Origin of the sequence: Streptomyces cyanogenus (assembly GCF_017526105.1) — a bacterium.
Lineage (GTDB): Bacteria > Actinomycetota > Actinomycetes > Streptomycetales > Streptomycetaceae > Streptomyces > Streptomyces cyanogenus.
In genome coordinates, this window is the sequence record NZ_CP071839.1 from 2,404,582 (window position 1) to 2,421,497 (window position 16,916).

At 71.3% G+C, this 16,916-nt stretch carries 14 protein-coding genes; 9 read left to right on the forward strand and 5 right to left on the reverse strand.

Going from position 1 to position 16,916, the window contains the following annotated elements; genetic code table 11:
* Positions 1-507 precede the first annotated feature (507 nt).
* A complete protein-coding gene (locus S1361_RS10735; RefSeq protein WP_208031619.1) occupies positions 508-1,455 on the forward strand; it encodes a hypothetical protein in 948 nt (315 codons plus the stop codon).
* 77 nt (positions 1,456-1,532) lie between these two features.
* On the opposite strand, the gene S1361_RS10740 is transcribed toward S1361_RS10735, so the two are convergent.
* On the reverse strand, positions 1,533-1,961 hold the full coding sequence (locus S1361_RS10740; protein ID WP_208031620.1) for a Rieske (2Fe-2S) protein: 429 nt from the start codon (positions 1,959-1,961) through the stop codon (positions 1,533-1,535).
* A 528-nt stretch (positions 1,962-2,489) separates the two neighbouring features.
* Here S1361_RS10740 and S1361_RS10745 point away from each other — a divergent pair.
* Together S1361_RS10745 and S1361_RS10750 are read left to right on the forward strand one after the other, a co-directional pair.
* Entirely contained in the window at positions 2,490-3,617 is a 1,128-nt protein-coding gene (locus S1361_RS10745; protein WP_208036547.1) for a LacI family DNA-binding transcriptional regulator, read from the forward strand.
* The gene (locus S1361_RS10750; protein ID WP_208031621.1) at positions 3,614-4,534 is read left to right on the forward strand and encodes a carbohydrate kinase family protein; all 921 of its coding nucleotides are present in this window, start codon (positions 3,614-3,616) and stop codon (positions 4,532-4,534) included. The genes S1361_RS10745 and S1361_RS10750 overlap by 4 nt, the downstream gene beginning before the upstream one ends.
* 171 nt (positions 4,535-4,705) lie before the next feature.
* Here S1361_RS10750 and uvrA read toward each other — a convergent pair whose 3' ends face one another.
* The gene (uvrA, locus tag S1361_RS10755) at positions 4,706-7,732 is read right to left on the reverse strand and encodes an excinuclease ABC subunit UvrA (RefSeq protein WP_208031622.1); all 3,027 of its coding nucleotides are present in this window, start codon (positions 7,730-7,732) and stop codon (positions 4,706-4,708) included.
* Between the two features lie 224 nt (positions 7,733-7,956).
* Here uvrA and S1361_RS10760 point away from each other — a divergent pair, with 224 nt between their 5' ends.
* The 5 genes from S1361_RS10760 to S1361_RS10780 all read left to right on the forward strand — a co-directional run bounded on the left by S1361_RS10760 (position 7,957) and on the right by S1361_RS10780 (position 12,573).
* The gene (locus tag S1361_RS10760; protein WP_208031623.1) at positions 7,957-8,643 is read left to right on the forward strand and encodes a maleylpyruvate isomerase family mycothiol-dependent enzyme; all 687 of its coding nucleotides are present in this window, start codon (positions 7,957-7,959) and stop codon (positions 8,641-8,643) included.
* 104 nt (positions 8,644-8,747) lie between these two features.
* Positions 8,748-9,404 (forward strand): MBL fold metallo-hydrolase, encoded by a 657-nt coding sequence (locus S1361_RS10765; protein ID WP_208031624.1) that lies wholly within the window; start codon positions 8,748-8,750, stop codon positions 9,402-9,404.
* A gap of 562 nt (positions 9,405-9,966) precedes the next feature.
* Positions 9,967-10,851 (forward strand): ABC transporter substrate-binding protein, encoded by an 885-nt coding sequence (locus S1361_RS10770; protein WP_208031625.1) that lies wholly within the window; start codon positions 9,967-9,969, stop codon positions 10,849-10,851.
* Positions 10,848-11,777, forward strand: a complete 930-nt coding sequence (locus tag S1361_RS10775) for an amino acid ABC transporter permease (RefSeq protein WP_208031626.1) — start codon at positions 10,848-10,850, stop codon at positions 11,775-11,777. The genes S1361_RS10770 and S1361_RS10775 overlap by 4 nt, the downstream gene beginning before the upstream one ends.
* A 67-nt stretch (positions 11,778-11,844) precedes the next feature.
* A complete protein-coding gene (locus S1361_RS10780; RefSeq protein WP_208036548.1) occupies positions 11,845-12,573 on the forward strand; it encodes an amino acid ABC transporter ATP-binding protein in 729 nt (242 codons plus the stop codon).
* Between the two features lie 14 nt (positions 12,574-12,587).
* On the opposite strand, the gene aroQ is transcribed toward S1361_RS10780, so the two are convergent.
* The gene (gene aroQ / locus S1361_RS10785; RefSeq protein ID WP_208031627.1) at positions 12,588-13,061 is read right to left on the reverse strand and encodes a type II 3-dehydroquinate dehydratase; all 474 of its coding nucleotides are present in this window, start codon (positions 13,059-13,061) and stop codon (positions 12,588-12,590) included.
* A 170-nt stretch (positions 13,062-13,231) separates the two neighbouring features.
* Between aroQ and S1361_RS10790 the strand changes: the two genes are divergently transcribed.
* Positions 13,232-14,536 carry an MFS transporter gene (locus tag S1361_RS10790; RefSeq protein ID WP_425086599.1) on the forward strand — a complete coding sequence of 435 codons (1,305 nt, stop codon included), beginning with the start codon at positions 13,232-13,234 and terminating at the stop codon, positions 14,534-14,536.
* 17 nt (positions 14,537-14,553) lie between these two features.
* Here S1361_RS10790 and S1361_RS10795 read toward each other — a convergent pair whose 3' ends face one another.
* Together S1361_RS10795 and S1361_RS10800 are read right to left on the reverse strand one after the other, a co-directional pair.
* A complete protein-coding gene (locus S1361_RS10795; protein ID WP_208031628.1) occupies positions 14,554-15,654 on the reverse strand; it encodes a calcium:cation antiporter in 1,101 nt (366 codons plus the stop codon).
* Between the two features lie 163 nt (positions 15,655-15,817).
* On the reverse strand, positions 15,818-16,819 hold the full coding sequence (locus tag S1361_RS10800) for a TerC/Alx family metal homeostasis membrane protein (RefSeq protein ID WP_208031629.1): 1,002 nt from the start codon (positions 16,817-16,819) through the stop codon (positions 15,818-15,820).
* Positions 16,820-16,916 lie beyond the last annotated feature (97 nt).

The window sequence follows — 16,916 nt, forward strand, 5'->3', positions numbered from 1 at the left end:
GAGGTGTCCCTCTGCCTCGGGCATCTCCCGAACCCCGGAGCATCCCTGGAATCCCCCGGATTCCCCGCGCATCCCTGGAATCCCCCGGTGTTCCCGGGCATTCTCCGGCAGGCAGGCGTCCCCAGGACGGGCGGCATGGCCCCTCGGCCGACCGAGCCGCGCACCGGCGCCTCCGGCGCTCGGGTTCCGGCCATGCCGGGGACGCGCCGCATGCCACCGTCGCGCCGGTGGGGACCTTGATCAGGCCCGCGGCGGCCCGCGCAGGGTCCCTCCCCCGCCCGCCGGAACGGCAGGGTCCGGCCAGTCGCCCGGAACGGCCGGGTCCGAGGTGTTGTCGGGTTCTGGTCAACACGCTTCAATGCGGGGGAACTCGGGGCCCGCGCACACATGCGTACGGGCACGGCGTGCCCGGTCACGGGCGTCCGCAGTGCCCACGGGGGTGGCCCCGCACACCCGCACAGGCGGTCTGACCAGCCGTAGCACCACCTCACAGAAAGGCCTCTCGGCATGCGGCATGCCACAGAGCACGCGGACGTCCCCACCGCGGAACTGGACACCGCCCTGCGCGGCGGCCCCTTCCACGTGGCGCTGCGCGCCGCGATCGCCGCACGCGGACTGCCGCTCCAGCGTGTCCAGCACCATCTGTCGCGCCACGGGGTCAAGGTGGGCGTCACCAGCCTGAGTTACTGGCAACAGGGCGCCCGCCGCCCGCAGCGCCCCGAGTCGCTGCGTGCCGTACGGGCACTGGAGGAGATCCTCCGGCTGCCGGACGAGTCCCTGATCCGCCTGCTCGCCGAGTCCGACGAGCGCGCGACGCCAGGCCGTGCGGCGGGCCGCTCCTACCGCTCCCTGGTCGAGGCCTCCGATGTCGTGGACCGGCTCACCGCCGACCTCGGCTGGTCCCTGGACGGCGGACTGCACACCCTGGGCCACCACGAGTGCGTCCGGATCGGCGCCCGGCGCGAGCTGGCGAGCCGCGAGGCACACCACATCGTGCGCGCCCACCGCGACGGCGTCGACCGCTTCGTCGCCGTCCACCACGGCGACCCGGGCTGCGACCCGCGCCGCGTCACCGTGCACGCCCTGGAGAACTGCCGCACCGGTCGCCTCCACTGGGACCGGGACACCGGAGTCCTGGTGGCCGAACTGCTCTTCGGCACCCGGCTGGCCTCCGGCGACACCTTCCTGTTCCGCTACGCCATCGAGGACGGCACGGCCGGGCCCTCGCGCGAGTATCTCCAGCGGTTCGGCTGCCCCGGTGGCCAGTACGCGCTCCAGGTGCGCTTCGACACGGCGGCCCTGCCGGTGCGCTGCCACCGCTTCACCCAGCACTCGGCGGCGGCCCCGCGCAGCGGCCGGCAGGTGCTGCCCGTGACCGGCCCGCACCACTCAGCCCACGTGGTCGAGCCACGGATCCGTCCGGGCATCGTGGGGATCGCCTGGGACTGGGAGTGAGCGGTCCCTCGCGCCCCCGCCCGCTGGGTCGCAGCCCCTGGCGCTGAGGCCGCGCCCCTGGCTCCGCGGCTCTCCGGTCAGTCCGCCGGACCGGCGACGATCCTGCCGTTGGCGGCCTTCACCGAGAGCTCGTTCAGGGGCACGGTGGCCGGGGCCCGGACGACTTTGCCCGTCAGGGCATCGAACTCGCTGCCGTGGCAGGGGCAGACCAGCGTCGTCCCCTGCAGCTTGTTGATGGGACACCCCGCGTGCGTGCAGATCGTGCTGTACGCCTTCAGCGTGCCGTCCTCGTCGCGGCCGACGACCACGTTGTGGTCCCGGTAGAGCTTGGCCCCGCCCTTGGCGACCTCACTCTCGACACCGAGGTCGACCGGCGCGGTCGGGGTGGCCGCGGCCGAACCGCTCCCACCCGGGCCCGAGCACCCGGCCAGGCCGAGCCCGGCGACCGGGGCGACGGCGGCCCCTCGAAGGACGGTACGGCGGCTCGCGGAGGAGCGGGCGGGCATCTGGTACTCCACTGGTCAAGGGGTGTGCAGGGCGACGATACCCGGACAGAGGGGTTGGCTGGGGCGGGGGCCGGGGGGCGGGCAGACCGGGGCGCGCCGGGTGGGGGCGGGGTCGGCCGGGCGGGGGCGGGCAGGTGGGCCTCGGCTGGCCGGGCTGGGCGGGCCGGGCCGGGTGGGTCGGGGCTGGCTGGGTGGTGCCTCTACCGCCGCCGACGGGACTGATGGGAGTCGGGCGCAACAGAGGGGGCCGAGGACCCGGTGCGGCGTAAACGTTTGCGTAAGCGTTTACGCGGGGCCGTGACATGGGATAGCGTCCCGGCCGGAAGCCGGAAGCCGCACGCCGGAAGCCGGAAGCCGCACGCCGCGCAGCCGGAAGCCGTAAGCCGTAAGCCAGCAGCTGGCAGCCGGCAGCACCGCAAGGTCGGTGGACGACTCAGGGCGGCGGCCCGGTCGGACCGACGTCCAGGGCGGGTGCCCACCCGCCGCGATTATCGACTTGTCACCTTGTCGACTCAGAGAGGCAGCGAGATGGCCACCATGGCGGATGTCGCCCGGAGCGCCGGGGTCTCCGTGGCGACCGTCTCCCACGTCCTGAACGGCACCCGCCCGGTGCTCCCCCATACCCGCCAGGCCGTGCTGGACGCCGTCAACGCCCTGGGCTACACCCCCAACACCTTGGCCCGCTCCCTGGTGACCTCGCGCACCCGGTCCATCGGCCTCGCGGTGTCCGCCATCAGCAACCCGTACTTCACCGAGATCCTGCAAGGTGTCGAGTCCGCCGCCCTGGAGGCGGGCTACAGCCTGCTCATCGCCGATCCGCACGACGACCCCCGGCACGAGCTCAAGGTCGTCCAGCTTCTCCATGAGCGCCGGGTGGACGGAATGATCGTCGCCCCCTCCGCGGACCCCGGTGACCTCGTCGGCTATCTACGCCGCCACGCGGTACCGACGGTGTTCCTGGACCGGCTGGTCGACGCGAGCGTGCCGGAGGAACCGCCGGGCGATGGTGCGGGCGCCGCCTCCGCCCTCGGCGCACCGGGTTTCGACCAGGTCTGTGCCGAGAGCGCCGCGCCGACGGCCCTGCTCGTCACCCACCTCGCCGGACTGGGGCACCGCCGGATCGCTCTGGTCGCCGGCCTGCCGGGGCTCAGTACCACCGGTGAGCGCGTCACCGGCTACCGGGAGGGCCTCGCCACCGCCGGTCTGGCGTACGAGGAACGCCTCCTCGTCTCCGGCAACTCCGAGTCCGCCGGTGCCGAGCGGGCCACGGCCGCCCTGCTCGGCCTGCCCGATCCGCCGACGGCCCTCGTCACCGCCAACAACGCGATGACCATCGGTGCCCTGCGCGCGTTGCGCCGGCACGGCAGGTCCGTGCCGGACGACATCGCCCTGTGCTGCTTCGACGACTTCGCCTGGGCCGACCTGTTCTCGCCCCGGCTGACCGCCATCGCCCAGCCCAGCCGGGAGCTGGGCGCCCTAGCCGTCCGGGTGCTCCTGGACCGGCTGGCCGGGCCGGACCGTCCGGCCCGGACGCTCCGGCTGCCGTGCACGTTCGTCCACCGCACGTCCTGCGGCTGCCCGGAGGAACCGGGCCCCGCCGGGGCAGCCGGGCACACCGCGTCATCCACCCTGCCCGAGAAGGGAACCGCCACGTGATCGTCGTCGCCGGTGAGGCACTGATCGACCTGGTACCGCAGGGCCCCGGTGCCCTCGCGGACCTGAAGCCGGCGCTCGGCGGCGGCCCGTACAACACCGCCGTGGCCCTCGGCCGGCTCGGCTCCCCCACCGCCTTCTGCTCCCGGACGTCGGACGACGCCTTCGGCGAGGCCCTGCTCGACGGGCTGCGGCGGGCCGGCGTCGACGTCTCCGGCGTGCAGCGGGGGCCGGAGCCGACGACCCTCGCCGTCGCCACGATCGACGCCGCCGGCTCGGCCGCCTACTCCTTCTACGTCGACGGCACCGCCGACCGTCTGTTCACCGCCCCGGACACACTCCCCGCCGGTACGCGCGCGGTGTCCTTCGGTACCTGCTCGCTCGTCCTGGAACCGGGGGCGAGCGCCTACGAGGAGCTGATGCGCGGCGCTGCCGGACAGGGGCTGTTCACCGCGCTGGACCCCAACATCCGGGCGGGGTTGATCCCGGACGCGGACGCCTACCGGGCGCGGTTCAAGAGCTGGCTGCCCTCGGTGACGCTGCTGAAGCTGTCCGCGGAGGATGCGGCGTGGCTCGGCGGCAGCCCGCGCGAGTGGCTGGCCGCGGGACCGGCGGCCGTGGTGGTCACGCGGGGCGGCGACGGTCTGACCGTGTTCACCCGGGACGGTGGGGAGCTCTCCGTGCCGGGTGAGAAGGTCGATGTCGTGGACACCATCGGCGCCGGTGACACGGTGAACGCGGCCTTGCTTCACGGGCTGGCCGTCCGGGACGCGCTGTCCCCGGAAGCGCTCGCCACCCTCGGGACGGAGGGCTGGACACGGCTGCTGCGCTTCGCGGCACGGGCGGCGGCGATCACCTGCTCGCGGGCGGGGGCCGAGCCGCCGTACGCGGCGGAGCTGGGTGAGCCGACCGCGCTGTGAGCGGCTGATTTCCCTGTGCTGTTGACAAGGTACGGCCGGACCTGCCGTGTGCGGGGACCTGTCGGGCCGCTGGACCGGGCCGGCTGATGGTGGAACGAGCGGCGCCCCGCGGGGAGTTCCCGCGGGGCGCCGGATATTTGATGTGTCGTCAGAGTGTTTTGCGAAGCGGTGTCAGGCCTTGCGGGACCGCGTCGTCTTCTTCGCGGGCGTCGCCTTCTTCGTGGCCGTGGCGGCCTTCTTGGTCGGCGTGCTGTTGGCCTTGGCCGTCACCGTCTTCCTCGCCGGCGACTTGGCCGCGGCCGTCTTCCGGGCCGTGCCACCACGCTGTGCCGGGACCGTCTCGGCGTCGCTGATGCGGTCGGCGCCGAGGATCTCGCGCAGGAACTTGCCCGTGTGGCTCGCCGGAACCCCGGCGACCTCTTCCGGCGTGCCCTCGGCGACCACCAGACCACCGCCGGCGCCACCCTCTGGGCCCATGTCCACGACCCAGTCGGCGGTCTTGATCACGTCGAGGTTGTGCTCGATGACGATGACCGTGTTGCCCTTGTCGACGAGCCCGCCGAGGACCTTGAGCAGCTTGCTGATGTCCTCGAAGTGGAGACCGGTGGTCGGCTCGTCCAGGACGTAGACCGTGCGTCCGGTGGACCGCTTCTGCAGTTCGCTGGCGAGCTTGACGCGCTGTGCCTCGCCGCCGGAGAGCGTGGTGGCGGACTGGCCCAGGCGGACGTAGCCGAGACCGACGTCGTGCAGCGTCCTCAGGTGACGGGAGATCGCCGGCACCGCCTCGAAGAAGTGCATGGCCTCCTCGATCGGCATGTTCAGGACCTCGGCGATGGACTTGCCCTTGTAGTGGACCTCCAGGGTCTCCCGGTTGTACCGGGCGCCGTGGCAGACCTCGCACGGGACGTAGACGTCCGGAAGGAAGTTCATCTCGATCTTGATCGTGCCGTCGCCCGCACAGTTCTCGCAGCGACCGCCCTTGACGTTGAAGGAGAAGCGGCCGGGCAGGTAGCCCCGGACCTTCGCCTCGGTGGTCTCGGCGAACAGCTTGCGGATGTGGTCGAAGACGCCGGTGTACGTGGCCGGGTTGGACCGCGGGGTGCGACCGATCGGCGACTGGTCGACGTGCACGACCTTGTCGACCAGGTCGTCGCCGTCCACGCGCGTGTGCCGTCCGGGGACGGTACGGGCGCCGTTCAGCTCGCGGGCCAGGTGCGTGTACAGGATGTCGTTGACCAGGGTCGACTTGCCGGAGCCGGAGACACCGGTGACCGCCGTGAACACACCCAGCGGGAAGGACACGTCGATGTCCTGCAGGTTGTTCTCCCGGGCGCCGTGCACGGTGAGCTGCCGGGACGGGTCACGGGGGCGGCGCACGTCGGGGAGCGGGATCGACTTGCGACCCGCGAGGTAGGCGCCGGTCTGCGACTCGGTGTTGGCCAGCAGTTCCTTCAGGGAGCCGCTGTGCACGACCTTGCCGCCGTGCTCGCCGGCACCGGGGCCGATGTCCACGATCCAGTCGGCGACCTTGATGGTGTCCTCGTCGTGCTCCACGACGATGAGCGTGTTGCCCATGTCGCGCAGCCGGACCAGGGTCTCGATCAGACGGTGGTTGTCCCGCTGGTGCAGACCGATGGACGGCTCGTCCAGGACGTACAGGACGCCGACGAGGCCGGAGCCGATCTGGGTGGCCAGTCGGATGCGCTGGGCCTCGCCGCCGGAGAGGGTGCCGGCCGCGCGGTTCAGCGACAGGTAGTCCAGACCGACGTCGACCAGGAAGCGCAGCCGCTCGTTGACCTCCTTCAGGACCCGCTCGGCGATCTTCTTGTCGCGGGCGTTCAGCTTCAGCTCGCCCAGGAAGTCCGCGCAGTCGCTGATCGACATGGCGGCGACCTCGGCGATCGACTTGTCCATGATCGTCACCGCGAGGACGATCGGCTTCAGGCGCGTGCCCTGGCAGGAGGGGCAGGGCACCTCGCGCATATAGCCCTCGAAGCGTTCGCGGCTGGCGTCGCTCTCAGCCTCGCTGTGCCGGCGCTTGACGAAGGGCACCGCGCCCTCGAAGGGGGTGGTGTAGACACGCTCCCGGCCGTACCGGTTGCGGTAGCGCACCTCGATCTGGGTCTTGTGGCCGTAGAGCAGGGCCTTCTTGGCGCGCTGCGGCAGACCCGCGAAGGGGATGTCCGTGCGGAAGCCGAGGGCGTCGGCGAGCGCGCCGATCAGGCGGCCGAAGTAGTCCTTGGTGTGCCCGTGCGACCAGGGGTGGATGGCGCCCTCGTCCAGCGACTTGTCCTCGTCCGGGACGATCAGCTCCGGGTCGACCTCCATGCGCGTGCCGATGCCGGTGCACTCGGGGCAGGCACCGAAGGGCGAGTTGAAGGAGAAGGAGCGCGGCTCCAGCTCCTCGAAGGACAGGTCGTCGTACGGGCAGTACAGGTGCTCCGAGAACATGCGCTCGCGCTCGGGGTCGTCCTCGGGGAGGTCGACGAAGTCGAGCACGACCATGCCGCCGGAGAGGCCGAGGGCGGTCTCCACGGAGTCGGTGAGACGGCGCTTGGCGGAGTCCTTCACGGTGAGGCGGTCCACGACCACCTCGATGGTGTGCTTCTCCTGCTTCTTCAGCACCGGCGGTTCGGACAGCTGGACGGTCTGGCCGTCCACGCGCGCGCGGGAGTAGCCCTTGGTCTGGAGGTCGGCGAACAGGTCGACGAATTCGCCCTTGCGCTCGCGCACCAGCGGGGACAGCACCTGGAAGCGGCTCCCCTCCGGGAGCTCCAGGACCTTGTCGACGATGGCCTGCGGCGACTGGCGCGAGATCGGACGGCCGCACTGCGGGCAGTGCGGCTTGCCGATGCGCGCGAAGAGCAGACGCAGGTAGTCGTAGACCTCGGTGATCGTGCCGACCGTCGAGCGCGGGTTGCGCGAGGTCGACTTCTGGTCGATGGAGACCGCCGGGGAGAGGCCCTCGATGAAGTCGACGTCGGGCTTGTCCATCTGACCGAGGAACTGCCGTGCGTACGAGGAGAGCGACTCCACGTAGCGGCGCTGGCCCTCCGCGAAGATCGTGTCGAAGGCCAGGGAGGACTTACCCGACCCGGACAGGCCCGTGAAGACGATGAGCGAGTCACGAGGCAGGTCGAGCGAGACATTCTTCAGGTTGTGCTCGCGCGCGCCACGGACGATGAGACGGTCGGCCACGCCGGTCCGCACCTTTCTTGAGAGAAGTGACAGGGGCGGGGCCCCCGTGCTTCTTCAGACTAGGGGGAGCCACTGACAACGCCGGTCGGATTGCCCGGTTGCATAACAACCCCCGGCCATCCAGCATGCCCGACGCCGCTCTCGACCATATAGCACGTGCATTCGATTTGCGGTCGAGGTCCACCTCCTTCACCCGAAGGTGTGACCCGGCTAGGGTCGGCAGCATGATGGATCACGCTCATGACCTGGCCTGTGTACGGAAAGCGACCGAACGGCTGCTCAGCGGGGTCGCCACCATGGACAACGCCTCGCTCGCCGAGCCGTCACGCCTCCCGGGCTGGAGCCGGGGGCACGTCCTCGCCCATCTCGCCCGCAACGCGGACGCGCTCGTGAACGTCCTCCAGGGCCGTCCCATGTACGTCAGCGCCGAGGCGCGGGACGCCGACATCCAGCGGGACGCGCCGCGGCCTGTGCAGGCCCAGGTCGCCGACCTCCGGGAGAGCGCGGCCCGCTTCCAGGCGGCCGGGGACGAGCCCGCGGACTGGACGCGGACGGTGGAGCTGCGCAACGGGGTCACCGACTCCGCGTCCCGGGTGCCGTTCCGCCGGTGGGTGGAAGTGGAGCTGCACCACGTCGACCTCGGGATCGGCTACGAGCTCGAGGATCTTCCGGCCGAGTTCCTGGAGCGGGAGACCGGCTTCCTCGCGGACCGGTTCGCCGGGCACTCCGACGTCCCGGCGACCCGCCTCACGGACGGCACGCGCGCGTGGAGCACCGGACGCGCGGCGGACGTGCCTGAGATCACGGTCACCGGCCGGCCGGCGGACCTGGTGGGCTGGCTCGCCGGGCGCCGCGACGGGGCGGCGCTGGAGGTGCGGGGCGGGGCCCTGCCGAAGCTGCCTCCCCTGTAGATCGCCGAAGCCGCCTCCGCTGCCGCCTCCCGGGCAGGCGAGGGCCGTCCGCGGTCCGGGCGGACGGCCGCCCACCGGGGCATCTCCGCTATAGGCTGGCGGTCATGACGTACTCCGGAGAGGTCAAGGTCGGCGGACCGGCGGATGTGCACGAGCTGAAAGACCTGATGATCACCAAGATCGCGGTCGGCCCGATGGACAACAACGCCTATCTGCTGCGCTGCCGGGCCACCGACGAGCAGCTCCTGATCGACGCCGCCAACGAGGCGGAGACGCTCCTCGGCATGATCGGTGGCGACGGCATCGCCTCCGTCGTCACCACGCATCAGCACGGCGACCACTGGCAGGCGCTCGCCGAGGTGGTCGCGGCCACGCGCGCGCGTACGTACGCCGGCCGCGACGACGCCCCCGGTATCCCGGTGCCGACCGACGTCCTCGTCGACGACGGCGACGTCATCCGGGTGGGCCGCGTGGAGCTCACCGCCCGGCATCTGGTCGGGCACACGCCCGGCTCGATCGCGCTGGTCTACGACGACCCGCACGGCCACCCGCACGTCTTCACCGGCGACTGCCTGTTCCCTGGTGGTGTCGGCAACACGCGCAAGGACCCGAAGGCGTTCGCCAGCCTGATCCACGACGTGGAGACGAAGATCTTCGACGTGCTGCCGGACGAGACGTGGGTCTACCCGGGACACGGCAACGACACGACGCTGGGCGCGGAACGGCCGCATCTGCCGGAGTGGCACGCGCGCGGGTGGTGAGCGGGCGTCTGCGCGCCCGGAGGCGTCCGTGGGGCGCGCGGCTGGTGGGCGGGCATCGGCCGCCCGGAGGCGTCCGTGGGCGCGCGAGCGTGTCACAGGTGGCCGTGCGGCCTCCCGCGCTGCGCAGCGCGCCACGCCCGCGGCGCCCCGGAGCGAGCGCCCGTGACCAGGGAGCGCCTCGCGCTCCGGCGCACAGGTCGTACGCGCGCCGTGCGCAGGGAAGTTGGACACGCGCCAGGCGCACTCCCCGGCCGCACGCCCGGCGTTCACCACCCCTGCGCGCGCCCCGTGTGAACCTTTCGCACGCACCGGGCCCCCGTGCGCACTCCCGGAGAGCCGTCGTCCGCAGTCAACTGGTAGCAGCCCCGCACAGGACGACGGCTCCTGAGCGGTAGTGGCCGCCGGTCTCCAACCCCGCCCTCGGCCGGCGGCCCAGGCCCGGTCACACGCGCGCGTGGGCTGCGTGCAGCCGCGTTCACACGGCCGCAACACCCGCTCCCAGTATGCGGACAACTACCGCTGTGACCTGGACAGACGCGGAGTTCACTGCCACTCTCCCGCCATGCATCCTGCCCCGCGCGCCCTGCGCCGCGCCCTCGCCGCGGTCACCGTAGCCCTGCTCGCCACCGCCGTCGGCTGTGCTCCGCAGCCCGAGGAGAAGACGACGGCAGCCCCGTCCGGTTCGGCCGCGAAGAGCTGCACCAAGGGCAAGCTCGCCACCAAGACCTCCGGAAGACTGACGATCGCGACGGACGAACCGGCGTACGAGCCCTGGTTCAAGGACGACAAGCCCGCGAACGGCAAGGGTTTCGAGTCGGCGGTCGCCTACGCCGTGGCCAGGCAGCTGGGATACGGCAAGGGCGCGGTCGTCTGGCAGAGCGTGCCGTTCAACAAGGCGTTCGCGCCGGGCGTGAAGAGCTTCGACTTCGACATCAACCAGGTGTCGATCAGCGCCGAGCGCAGGAAGGCCGTGGACTTCTCCTCCGGCTATTACGACGTGCGCCAGGCCGTCATCGCGCTGAAGGGCAGCAAGGCCGCCGAGGCGACGAGCGTCGCGGACCTGAAGAAGCTGAAGCTGGGCGCCCAAGTCGGCACCACCAGCCTCGACTACATCACCGACGTCGTGAAGCCGGCCCGGCAGGCGGCCGTCTATGCCAAGAACGACCAGGCCAAGTCCGCCCTGAAGAACGGTCAGGTCGACGCCGTCGTCACCGACCTGCCGACCGCCTTCTACATCACCGCGGCCGAGGTGACGAACGCGAAGATCGTCGGCCAGTTCGAGAACCGGGGTGGCACGGCCGAGCAGTTCGGACTGGTGCTGGACAAGGGCAGCGGGCTGACCCCGTGCGTGACCGCCGCCGTCGACGCCCTGCGCAAGGACGGCACACTGGCCGCCATCGAGAAGCAGTGGCTCTCCGACGCCGTCGACGCCCCGGTGCTCAAGTGACGGTCACCAAAGGCGAATCGGCCCGGGAGGGGGCGGACGACAAGGGCGACATGACCGGGGGCGCCGGCCAGTCCGGCGACGGCTACGTACCGTCCCAACGGCGGCTCGCACGCGAGCGCTACCGACGCGCGCGTGCCCGCCGCGCCACGGCGATCGCGGCCCTGTCGACCCTCGTCACGGCCGCCGTGCTGTACCTCGTCGTCGTCAACGCACCGGGCTGGCCACGCACCAAGGAGACCTTCTTCAGCGCGCACTACGCGCGCGAGGCGTTCCCGAAGGTCCTCGAAGGGCTGTGGCTGAACGTCCGTCTGTTGCTGATCTGCGGTGCCGCCGTCCTGGTCCTCGGCATGCTGATCGCCGTCGCGCGGACCCTGCGCGGCCCGGTCTTCTTCCCGCTCCGGGTGCTGGCGGCGGCGTACACCGACTTCTTCCGCGGTCTGCCGCTGATCATCAACCTGATGATCGTGGTCCTCGGTGTGCCGGCGCTGCGGCTGCAGGGCGTCACGGTCGATCCGGTGCTGCTCGGCGGTACGGCGCTGACGCTGACGTACTCGGCGTACGTGGCGGAGGTGTTCCGGGCCGGCATCGAGTCCGTCCATCCCTCGCAGCGCGCGGCGGCCCGCTCGCTGGGCCTGACCAACCGGCAGGCCCTGCGCCACGTCGTCCTGCCGCAGGCGGTACGCCGTCAGGTGCCGCCGTTGCTCAACGACCTGGTGTCGCTGCAGAAGGACACCGGTCTGGTGTCCATCGGGGGTGCGGTGGACGCCGTACGGGCGGCCGACATCATCGTGGGCCGCAGTCTGAACTACACGCCGTACATCGTCGCGGGGCTGGTCTTCGTCGCGCTGACCATCCCGATGACCCGGTTCACCGACTGGGTGACGGCCCGGACGGACCGGCGGCGGGCCCAGGGAGGGTCCCTGTGAGCGCCCGGGGAGGAGCCCTGTGAGCACGACCGAGAGCACGCCCGTGAGCAACGCGCCCGTCCTGCGGATGGAGTCGGTCCGCAAGACCTTCGGCGGCTCGGTCGTCCTGCGGGACGTCGATCTGGAGGTCGCCCCGCACACGGTGACCGCACTGATCGGAGCCTCCGGGTCGGGCAAGTCGACGCTGCTGCGCTGTGCCAACCTCCTGGAGGAGATCGACGACGGTGCGATCTGGCTGGACGGCGAGGAGATCACCGACCCGCGTGCCGACCAGGACGCGGTACGGCGCCGGATCGGCGTCGTCTTCCAGGCGTACAACCTCTTCCCGCACATGACCGTGCTCGAGAACATCACGCTCGCGCCGCGCCGGGTGCACGGCGTCTCCCGCGCGGAGGCCGAGGCACGGGCCAGGGAGCTGCTGGAGCGCCTCGGACTGGCCGGCAAGGCGGATGCCTACCCCGACCGGCTCAGCGGCGGTCAGCAGCAGCGTGTGGCGATCGTACGGGCCCTCGCGGTGCGGCCCCGGCTGTTGCTGCTGGACGAGATCACGGCCGCGCTCGACCCGGAACTCGTGGGCGAGGTGCTGGACGTGGTCCGCGGCCTGAAGGACGAGGGCATGACCATGGTGCTGGCGACGCACGAGATGGGCTTCGCGCGGGACGTCGCCGACCAGGTGTGTTTCCTGGACGGCGGGGTCGTTCTGGAGCGCGGCAGCGCCGAGCAGGTCTTCGGCGAGCCGCGGCAGGAACGCACCCGGCGCTTCCTGCGGCGGATCGTGGAGGCGGGCCGGCTGTAGTCCCGCGCGCGGGGTCAGGCTTCCGTCTGCGCCGCCCCGGCCAGCGCCGCGACCCGCTCCACGCCGAACACGTAGCCCTGCACACCGCACCCGGCGATCACGCCGTCGGCGCGCAACGAGACGTAGGAGTGGTGCCGGAACGACTCGCGCTGATGGATGTTGGAGATGTGGACCTCCAGCACGGGCATGCCGTCACAGGTGTTGAGCGCGTCCAGGATGGCGACGGAGGTGTGCGAGTAGGCGCCGGGGTTGATGACGATCCCGCAGTGGTTCAGCCGCGCCTCGTGGATCCAGTCGACCAGTTCGCCCTCGTGGTTGGACTGCCGGAAGTCCACCGTGCCGCCGTGCGCGGCCGCCGCCTTGGCGCACAGCGCCTCCACGTCGGCCAGCGTGTCCCTGCCGTAGATCTCGGGCTGGCGCTGGCCGAGCAGATTCAGGTTGGGCCCGTTGAGGATCATGATCGGGGCGTTGGCCAGAGTGCGGGGCACGGTTCCTCCGGTCGGTTCGGGGCGGTGCGTCTACGACCGCTGCTCGCACCCGGTCTATCACGCCGGCCGGGGCGGACAGCGGGCCGTGCGTGCCGGTCGCGCACTCAGGTCCTGTGATCAACCCCGCACGCCCCGCGTAACCCGCGATCACCATGGGTAGTTGACGCGACATGCACCGTGTACGCGCCGTGAACACCCCGTCCATGCCGCGGCTCGCCGCCGCCTCCCTGGCCGGCACAGCGATCGAGTTCTACGACTTCTTCGTCTACGGGACCGCGGCGGCTCTGGTTCTGGGGCAGCTGTTCTTCCCGACGTTCTCGCCGGTCGCGGGCACCCTGGCGGCGTTCGGGACGTTCGGGGTGGGGTTCTTGGCCCGGCCGCTGGGCTCGATGCTGTTCGGGCACCTCGGGGACCGGCGCGGGCGGCGGCCGGTGCTCGTCGTCTCGCTGCTGCTCACGGGCGCCTCGACGGTAGCGGTCGGCTGTGTGCCGTCCTACGGCACCATCGGCGTGGCCGCGCCGGTGCTGCTGCTCGTGCTGCGTTTCCTGCAGGGGCTGGGGCTCGGCGGGGAGTGGGGCGGGGCGGTCCTGCTGACCGCCGAACACGCTCCCGCCCAGCGGCGTGCCCTGTGGGCGAGCTTCCCCCAGATGGGTCCGGCGCTCGGGTTCGTCCTGGCCAACGGGGTGGTGCTCGCGCTGTCGACGGCCCTGTCCGACGCGGAGTTCGCGCGCTGGGGCTGGCGCGTGCCGTTCTGGGCGGCCGGCGCGCTGGCGCTGGCCGGTCTGTGGCTGCGTTCGTCCCTCGCGGAGAGCCCCCGGTTCCTGGAGATCGACGACCACGCGCGTGTGCCGCTCGTCGAGGTCGTACGGCACCACGGGCGGCTGGTGCTGCTGACGGCCGGGGCGCTGGCGGTCGGCTACGCGGTGTTCTACGCGGTGACGACCTGGTCGCTGGCGTACGCGACGGAACGGCTCGGCGTGAGCCGTACGGTCATGCTGGTGTGCGTCATGGGCGCGGTGGTCGTGCAGGGCGCGCTCACGCCCGTCGCCGCGCTGTTCGGCGACCGGTACGGGCGCCGGCCGATGTGTCTGACGGGGTGCGCGGCCTGTGTCCTGTGGATGCTCCCGATGGTGGCGCTGCTGGCGACCGGCGAGCCACTGCTGATGTTCCTCGCCATCCTGGGCGCCCTGCTCGCCTTCGTCATCATGTTCGCGGTGATCGCCGCCTATCTGCCCGAGCTGTACGAGCCCCGGGTGCGCTGCACGGGCGCCGCCGTGGGCTACAACCTCGGCGGTGTTCTCGGCGGCGCGCTCACCCCCGTCGTGGCCACGGCGCTCGCCCAGCAGGGCGGACGGGTCCCGTGGGGCGTCGGCGTGTATCTGACGGCTGTCGCGGTCGTCAGCCTGGTGTGTTTCGCGCTGCTGCCGGAGACACGGCCGGTACCCGTGCCGGCGGTGGAGCCGGTCAGGAGCTGACCGGGCATGACCACCGACTACGGGTTGATCGCCAGTTCCAGGTAGGCCGCGAACAGCACCAGGTGGACGCCACCCTGCAGCGGTGTGGCCCGGCCTGGCACTACGGTCAGGGACCCGACCACCACGGTCAGCGCGAGCAGCAGCATGTGGGTGGAGCCGAGGCCGAGGACGAGCGGGCCGGACAGCCACACGGAGGCGAGCGCCACGGCCGGGATGGTCAGGCCGATGCTGGCCATCGCGGAGCCGAGCGCGAGGTTGAGGCTGGTCTGCACCCGGTCGCGGCGGGCGGCGCGCAGCGCGGCGATGGTCTCGGGCAGCAGGACCAGCAGGGCGATGATCACACCGACGACGGCTTGGTGCAGGCCTGCCGCGGCCACGCCCGACTCGATGGTGGGTGACACACCCTTGGCGAGGCCGACCACACCGATCAGGGCCAGACCGAGCAGACCGAGGCTGGTCCAGGCGGTGCGCGCGGACGGGGGCTGGGCGTGGTCTTCGGCGGTGATGACCTCGCCCTGCCGGGTGAGGGGCAGGAAGTAGTCGCGGTGGCGCACCGTCTGCGTGGCCACGAACAGCGCGTACAGGACCAGTGAGGACAGGGCGGCGAAGGTCAGCTGGACGGTGGAGAACTCCGGTCCGGGCTTGCTCGTGGTGAACGTCGGCAGCACCAGGCTGAGCGTGGCCAGCGTCGCCACGGTCGCCAGCGCCGCGCCGGTGCCCTCGGGGTTGAAGACCGCTGTGCCGTGCCGCAGGGAGGCGACCAGCAGGCTGATGCCGACGACACCGTTGCAGGTGATCATCACGGCGGCGAAGACGGTGTCCCGGGCCAGGGTGGAGCTCTTGTCGCCGCCGTCGGCCATGAGGGTGACGACGAGGGCCACTTCGATGATCGTGACGGCGATGGCGAGCACCAGGGACCCGAAGGGCTCGCCGACCCGGTGGGCGACCACCTCCGCGTGGTGTACCGCCGCCAGGACGGACCCGGCGAGTACGACGGTCACCAGGCCGACGATCACGCCGGGCAGGTCCCGGCCCCAGGTGAGGGCCAGCAGGACGACCGCGAGCACCGGCACGAGGATCGTCCATGAACGGGGGAGCGACCGGAGCCGAGCGATCATGCGGCGATGGTCGCAGAGAGCTACAGGGTTCGCATTCCGTTCTTTCCGGATACCTCTCATCCTTTCCGGTGCGGGGTCCGGTGCCGGTGGGACCGGACCCCGCGTCGTGACGAGCACCCGTCTCAGGGGCTATGTGAGAGCGCGGACTCCCGCGGTGCCGCCGTCAGGCATCGACGCTGTCCTTCCGGGCGCCCTCACCATCGGCATGCCGGGCCTCGGCGGCGGCCTGCTTCCTGGAGGCCAGCAGGCTGGTGACCGTGGTGATGGCGAGGACCGCGCAGATCACACCGAGCGAGACCGGGATGCTGATCTCGGGCACGTGGACACCGGACTCGTGCAGGGCGTGCAGCACCAGCTTCACACCGATGAAGCCCAGGATGATCGACAGCCCGTACGAGAGGTGGACCAGCTTCCTGAGCAGCCCACCGATGAGGAAGTACAGCTGTCGCAGACCCATCAGGGCGAAGGCGTTGGCGGTGAAGACGATGTACGGGTCCTGGGTCAGTCCGAAGATCGCGGGGATGGAGTCCAGGGCGAACAGCACGTCCGTGGTGCCGATGGCGAGCATCACGACCAGCATCGGGGTCATGACGCGCTTGCCGTTCTGCCGGATCCACAGCTTGGTGTCGTGGTACCGGTCGGCCACGCCGAACTTGCGCTCCGCGGCCTTCAGCAGCTTGTTCTCCTCGTACTCCTCGTCCTCCTCGTCTGCGCGGGCCTCCTGGATGAGCTTCCAGGCAGTCCAGATCAGGAAGGCACCGAAGAGGTAGAACACCCAGGAGAAGCTGGCGATGATGGCGGCCCCGGCGGCGATGAAGACAGCCCGCAGGACCAGGGCTATGAGGACGCCGACGAGCAGGACGCGCTGCTGGTACCGGGTGGGCACCGCGAACTTCGCCATGATCAGGACGAAGACGAAGAGGTTGTCGACGCTCAGTGACTTCTCGGTGATGAAGCCAGCGAAGAACTCACCGGCCGGCTGTCCACCGCCGAAGACGAGGAGGCCGAGGCCGAAGATGCCGGCGAAGGTGATCCAGACGACCGTCCAGATACCCGCTTCCTTGATCGACACCTCATGCGGCCTGCGGCCGATGAAGAAGTCGACCGCGATCAGGGCGGCGAGGCCCACGATGGTGAGGACCCACAGGCCCATGGAGACTTCCACTGCTCCTCCGGCATAACGAGACGGCAAACACATCAGCGTTGTCGCTGCCGGAGGTCTCTTCCACCCGCGATGGGCCGGCGCCCCGGGACCGGAACCG

Coding starts and splice junctions, on each gene's coding strand:
- S1361_RS10745 (WP_208036547.1), top strand. CDS start 2,490: ATGGCCACCATGGCGGATGTCGCCCGGAGCGCCGGGGTCTCCGTGGCG.
- S1361_RS10790 (WP_425086599.1), top strand. CDS start 13,232: ATGCACCGTGTACGCGCCGTGAACACCCCGTCCATGCCGCGGCTCGCC.
- S1361_RS10795 (WP_208031628.1), bottom strand. CDS start 15,654: ATGATCGCTCGGCTCCGGTCGCTCCCCCGTTCATGGACGATCCTCGTG.
- S1361_RS10770 (WP_208031625.1), top strand. CDS start 9,967: ATGCATCCTGCCCCGCGCGCCCTGCGCCGCGCCCTCGCCGCGGTCACC.
- S1361_RS10765 (WP_208031624.1), top strand. CDS start 8,748: ATGACGTACTCCGGAGAGGTCAAGGTCGGCGGACCGGCGGATGTGCAC.
- S1361_RS10760 (WP_208031623.1), top strand. CDS start 7,957: ATGATGGATCACGCTCATGACCTGGCCTGTGTACGGAAAGCGACCGAA.
- S1361_RS10780 (WP_208036548.1), top strand. CDS start 11,845: ATGGAGTCGGTCCGCAAGACCTTCGGCGGCTCGGTCGTCCTGCGGGAC.
- S1361_RS10735 (WP_208031619.1), top strand. CDS start 508: ATGCGGCATGCCACAGAGCACGCGGACGTCCCCACCGCGGAACTGGAC.
- S1361_RS10740 (WP_208031620.1), bottom strand. CDS start 1,961: ATGCCCGCCCGCTCCTCCGCGAGCCGCCGTACCGTCCTTCGAGGGGCC.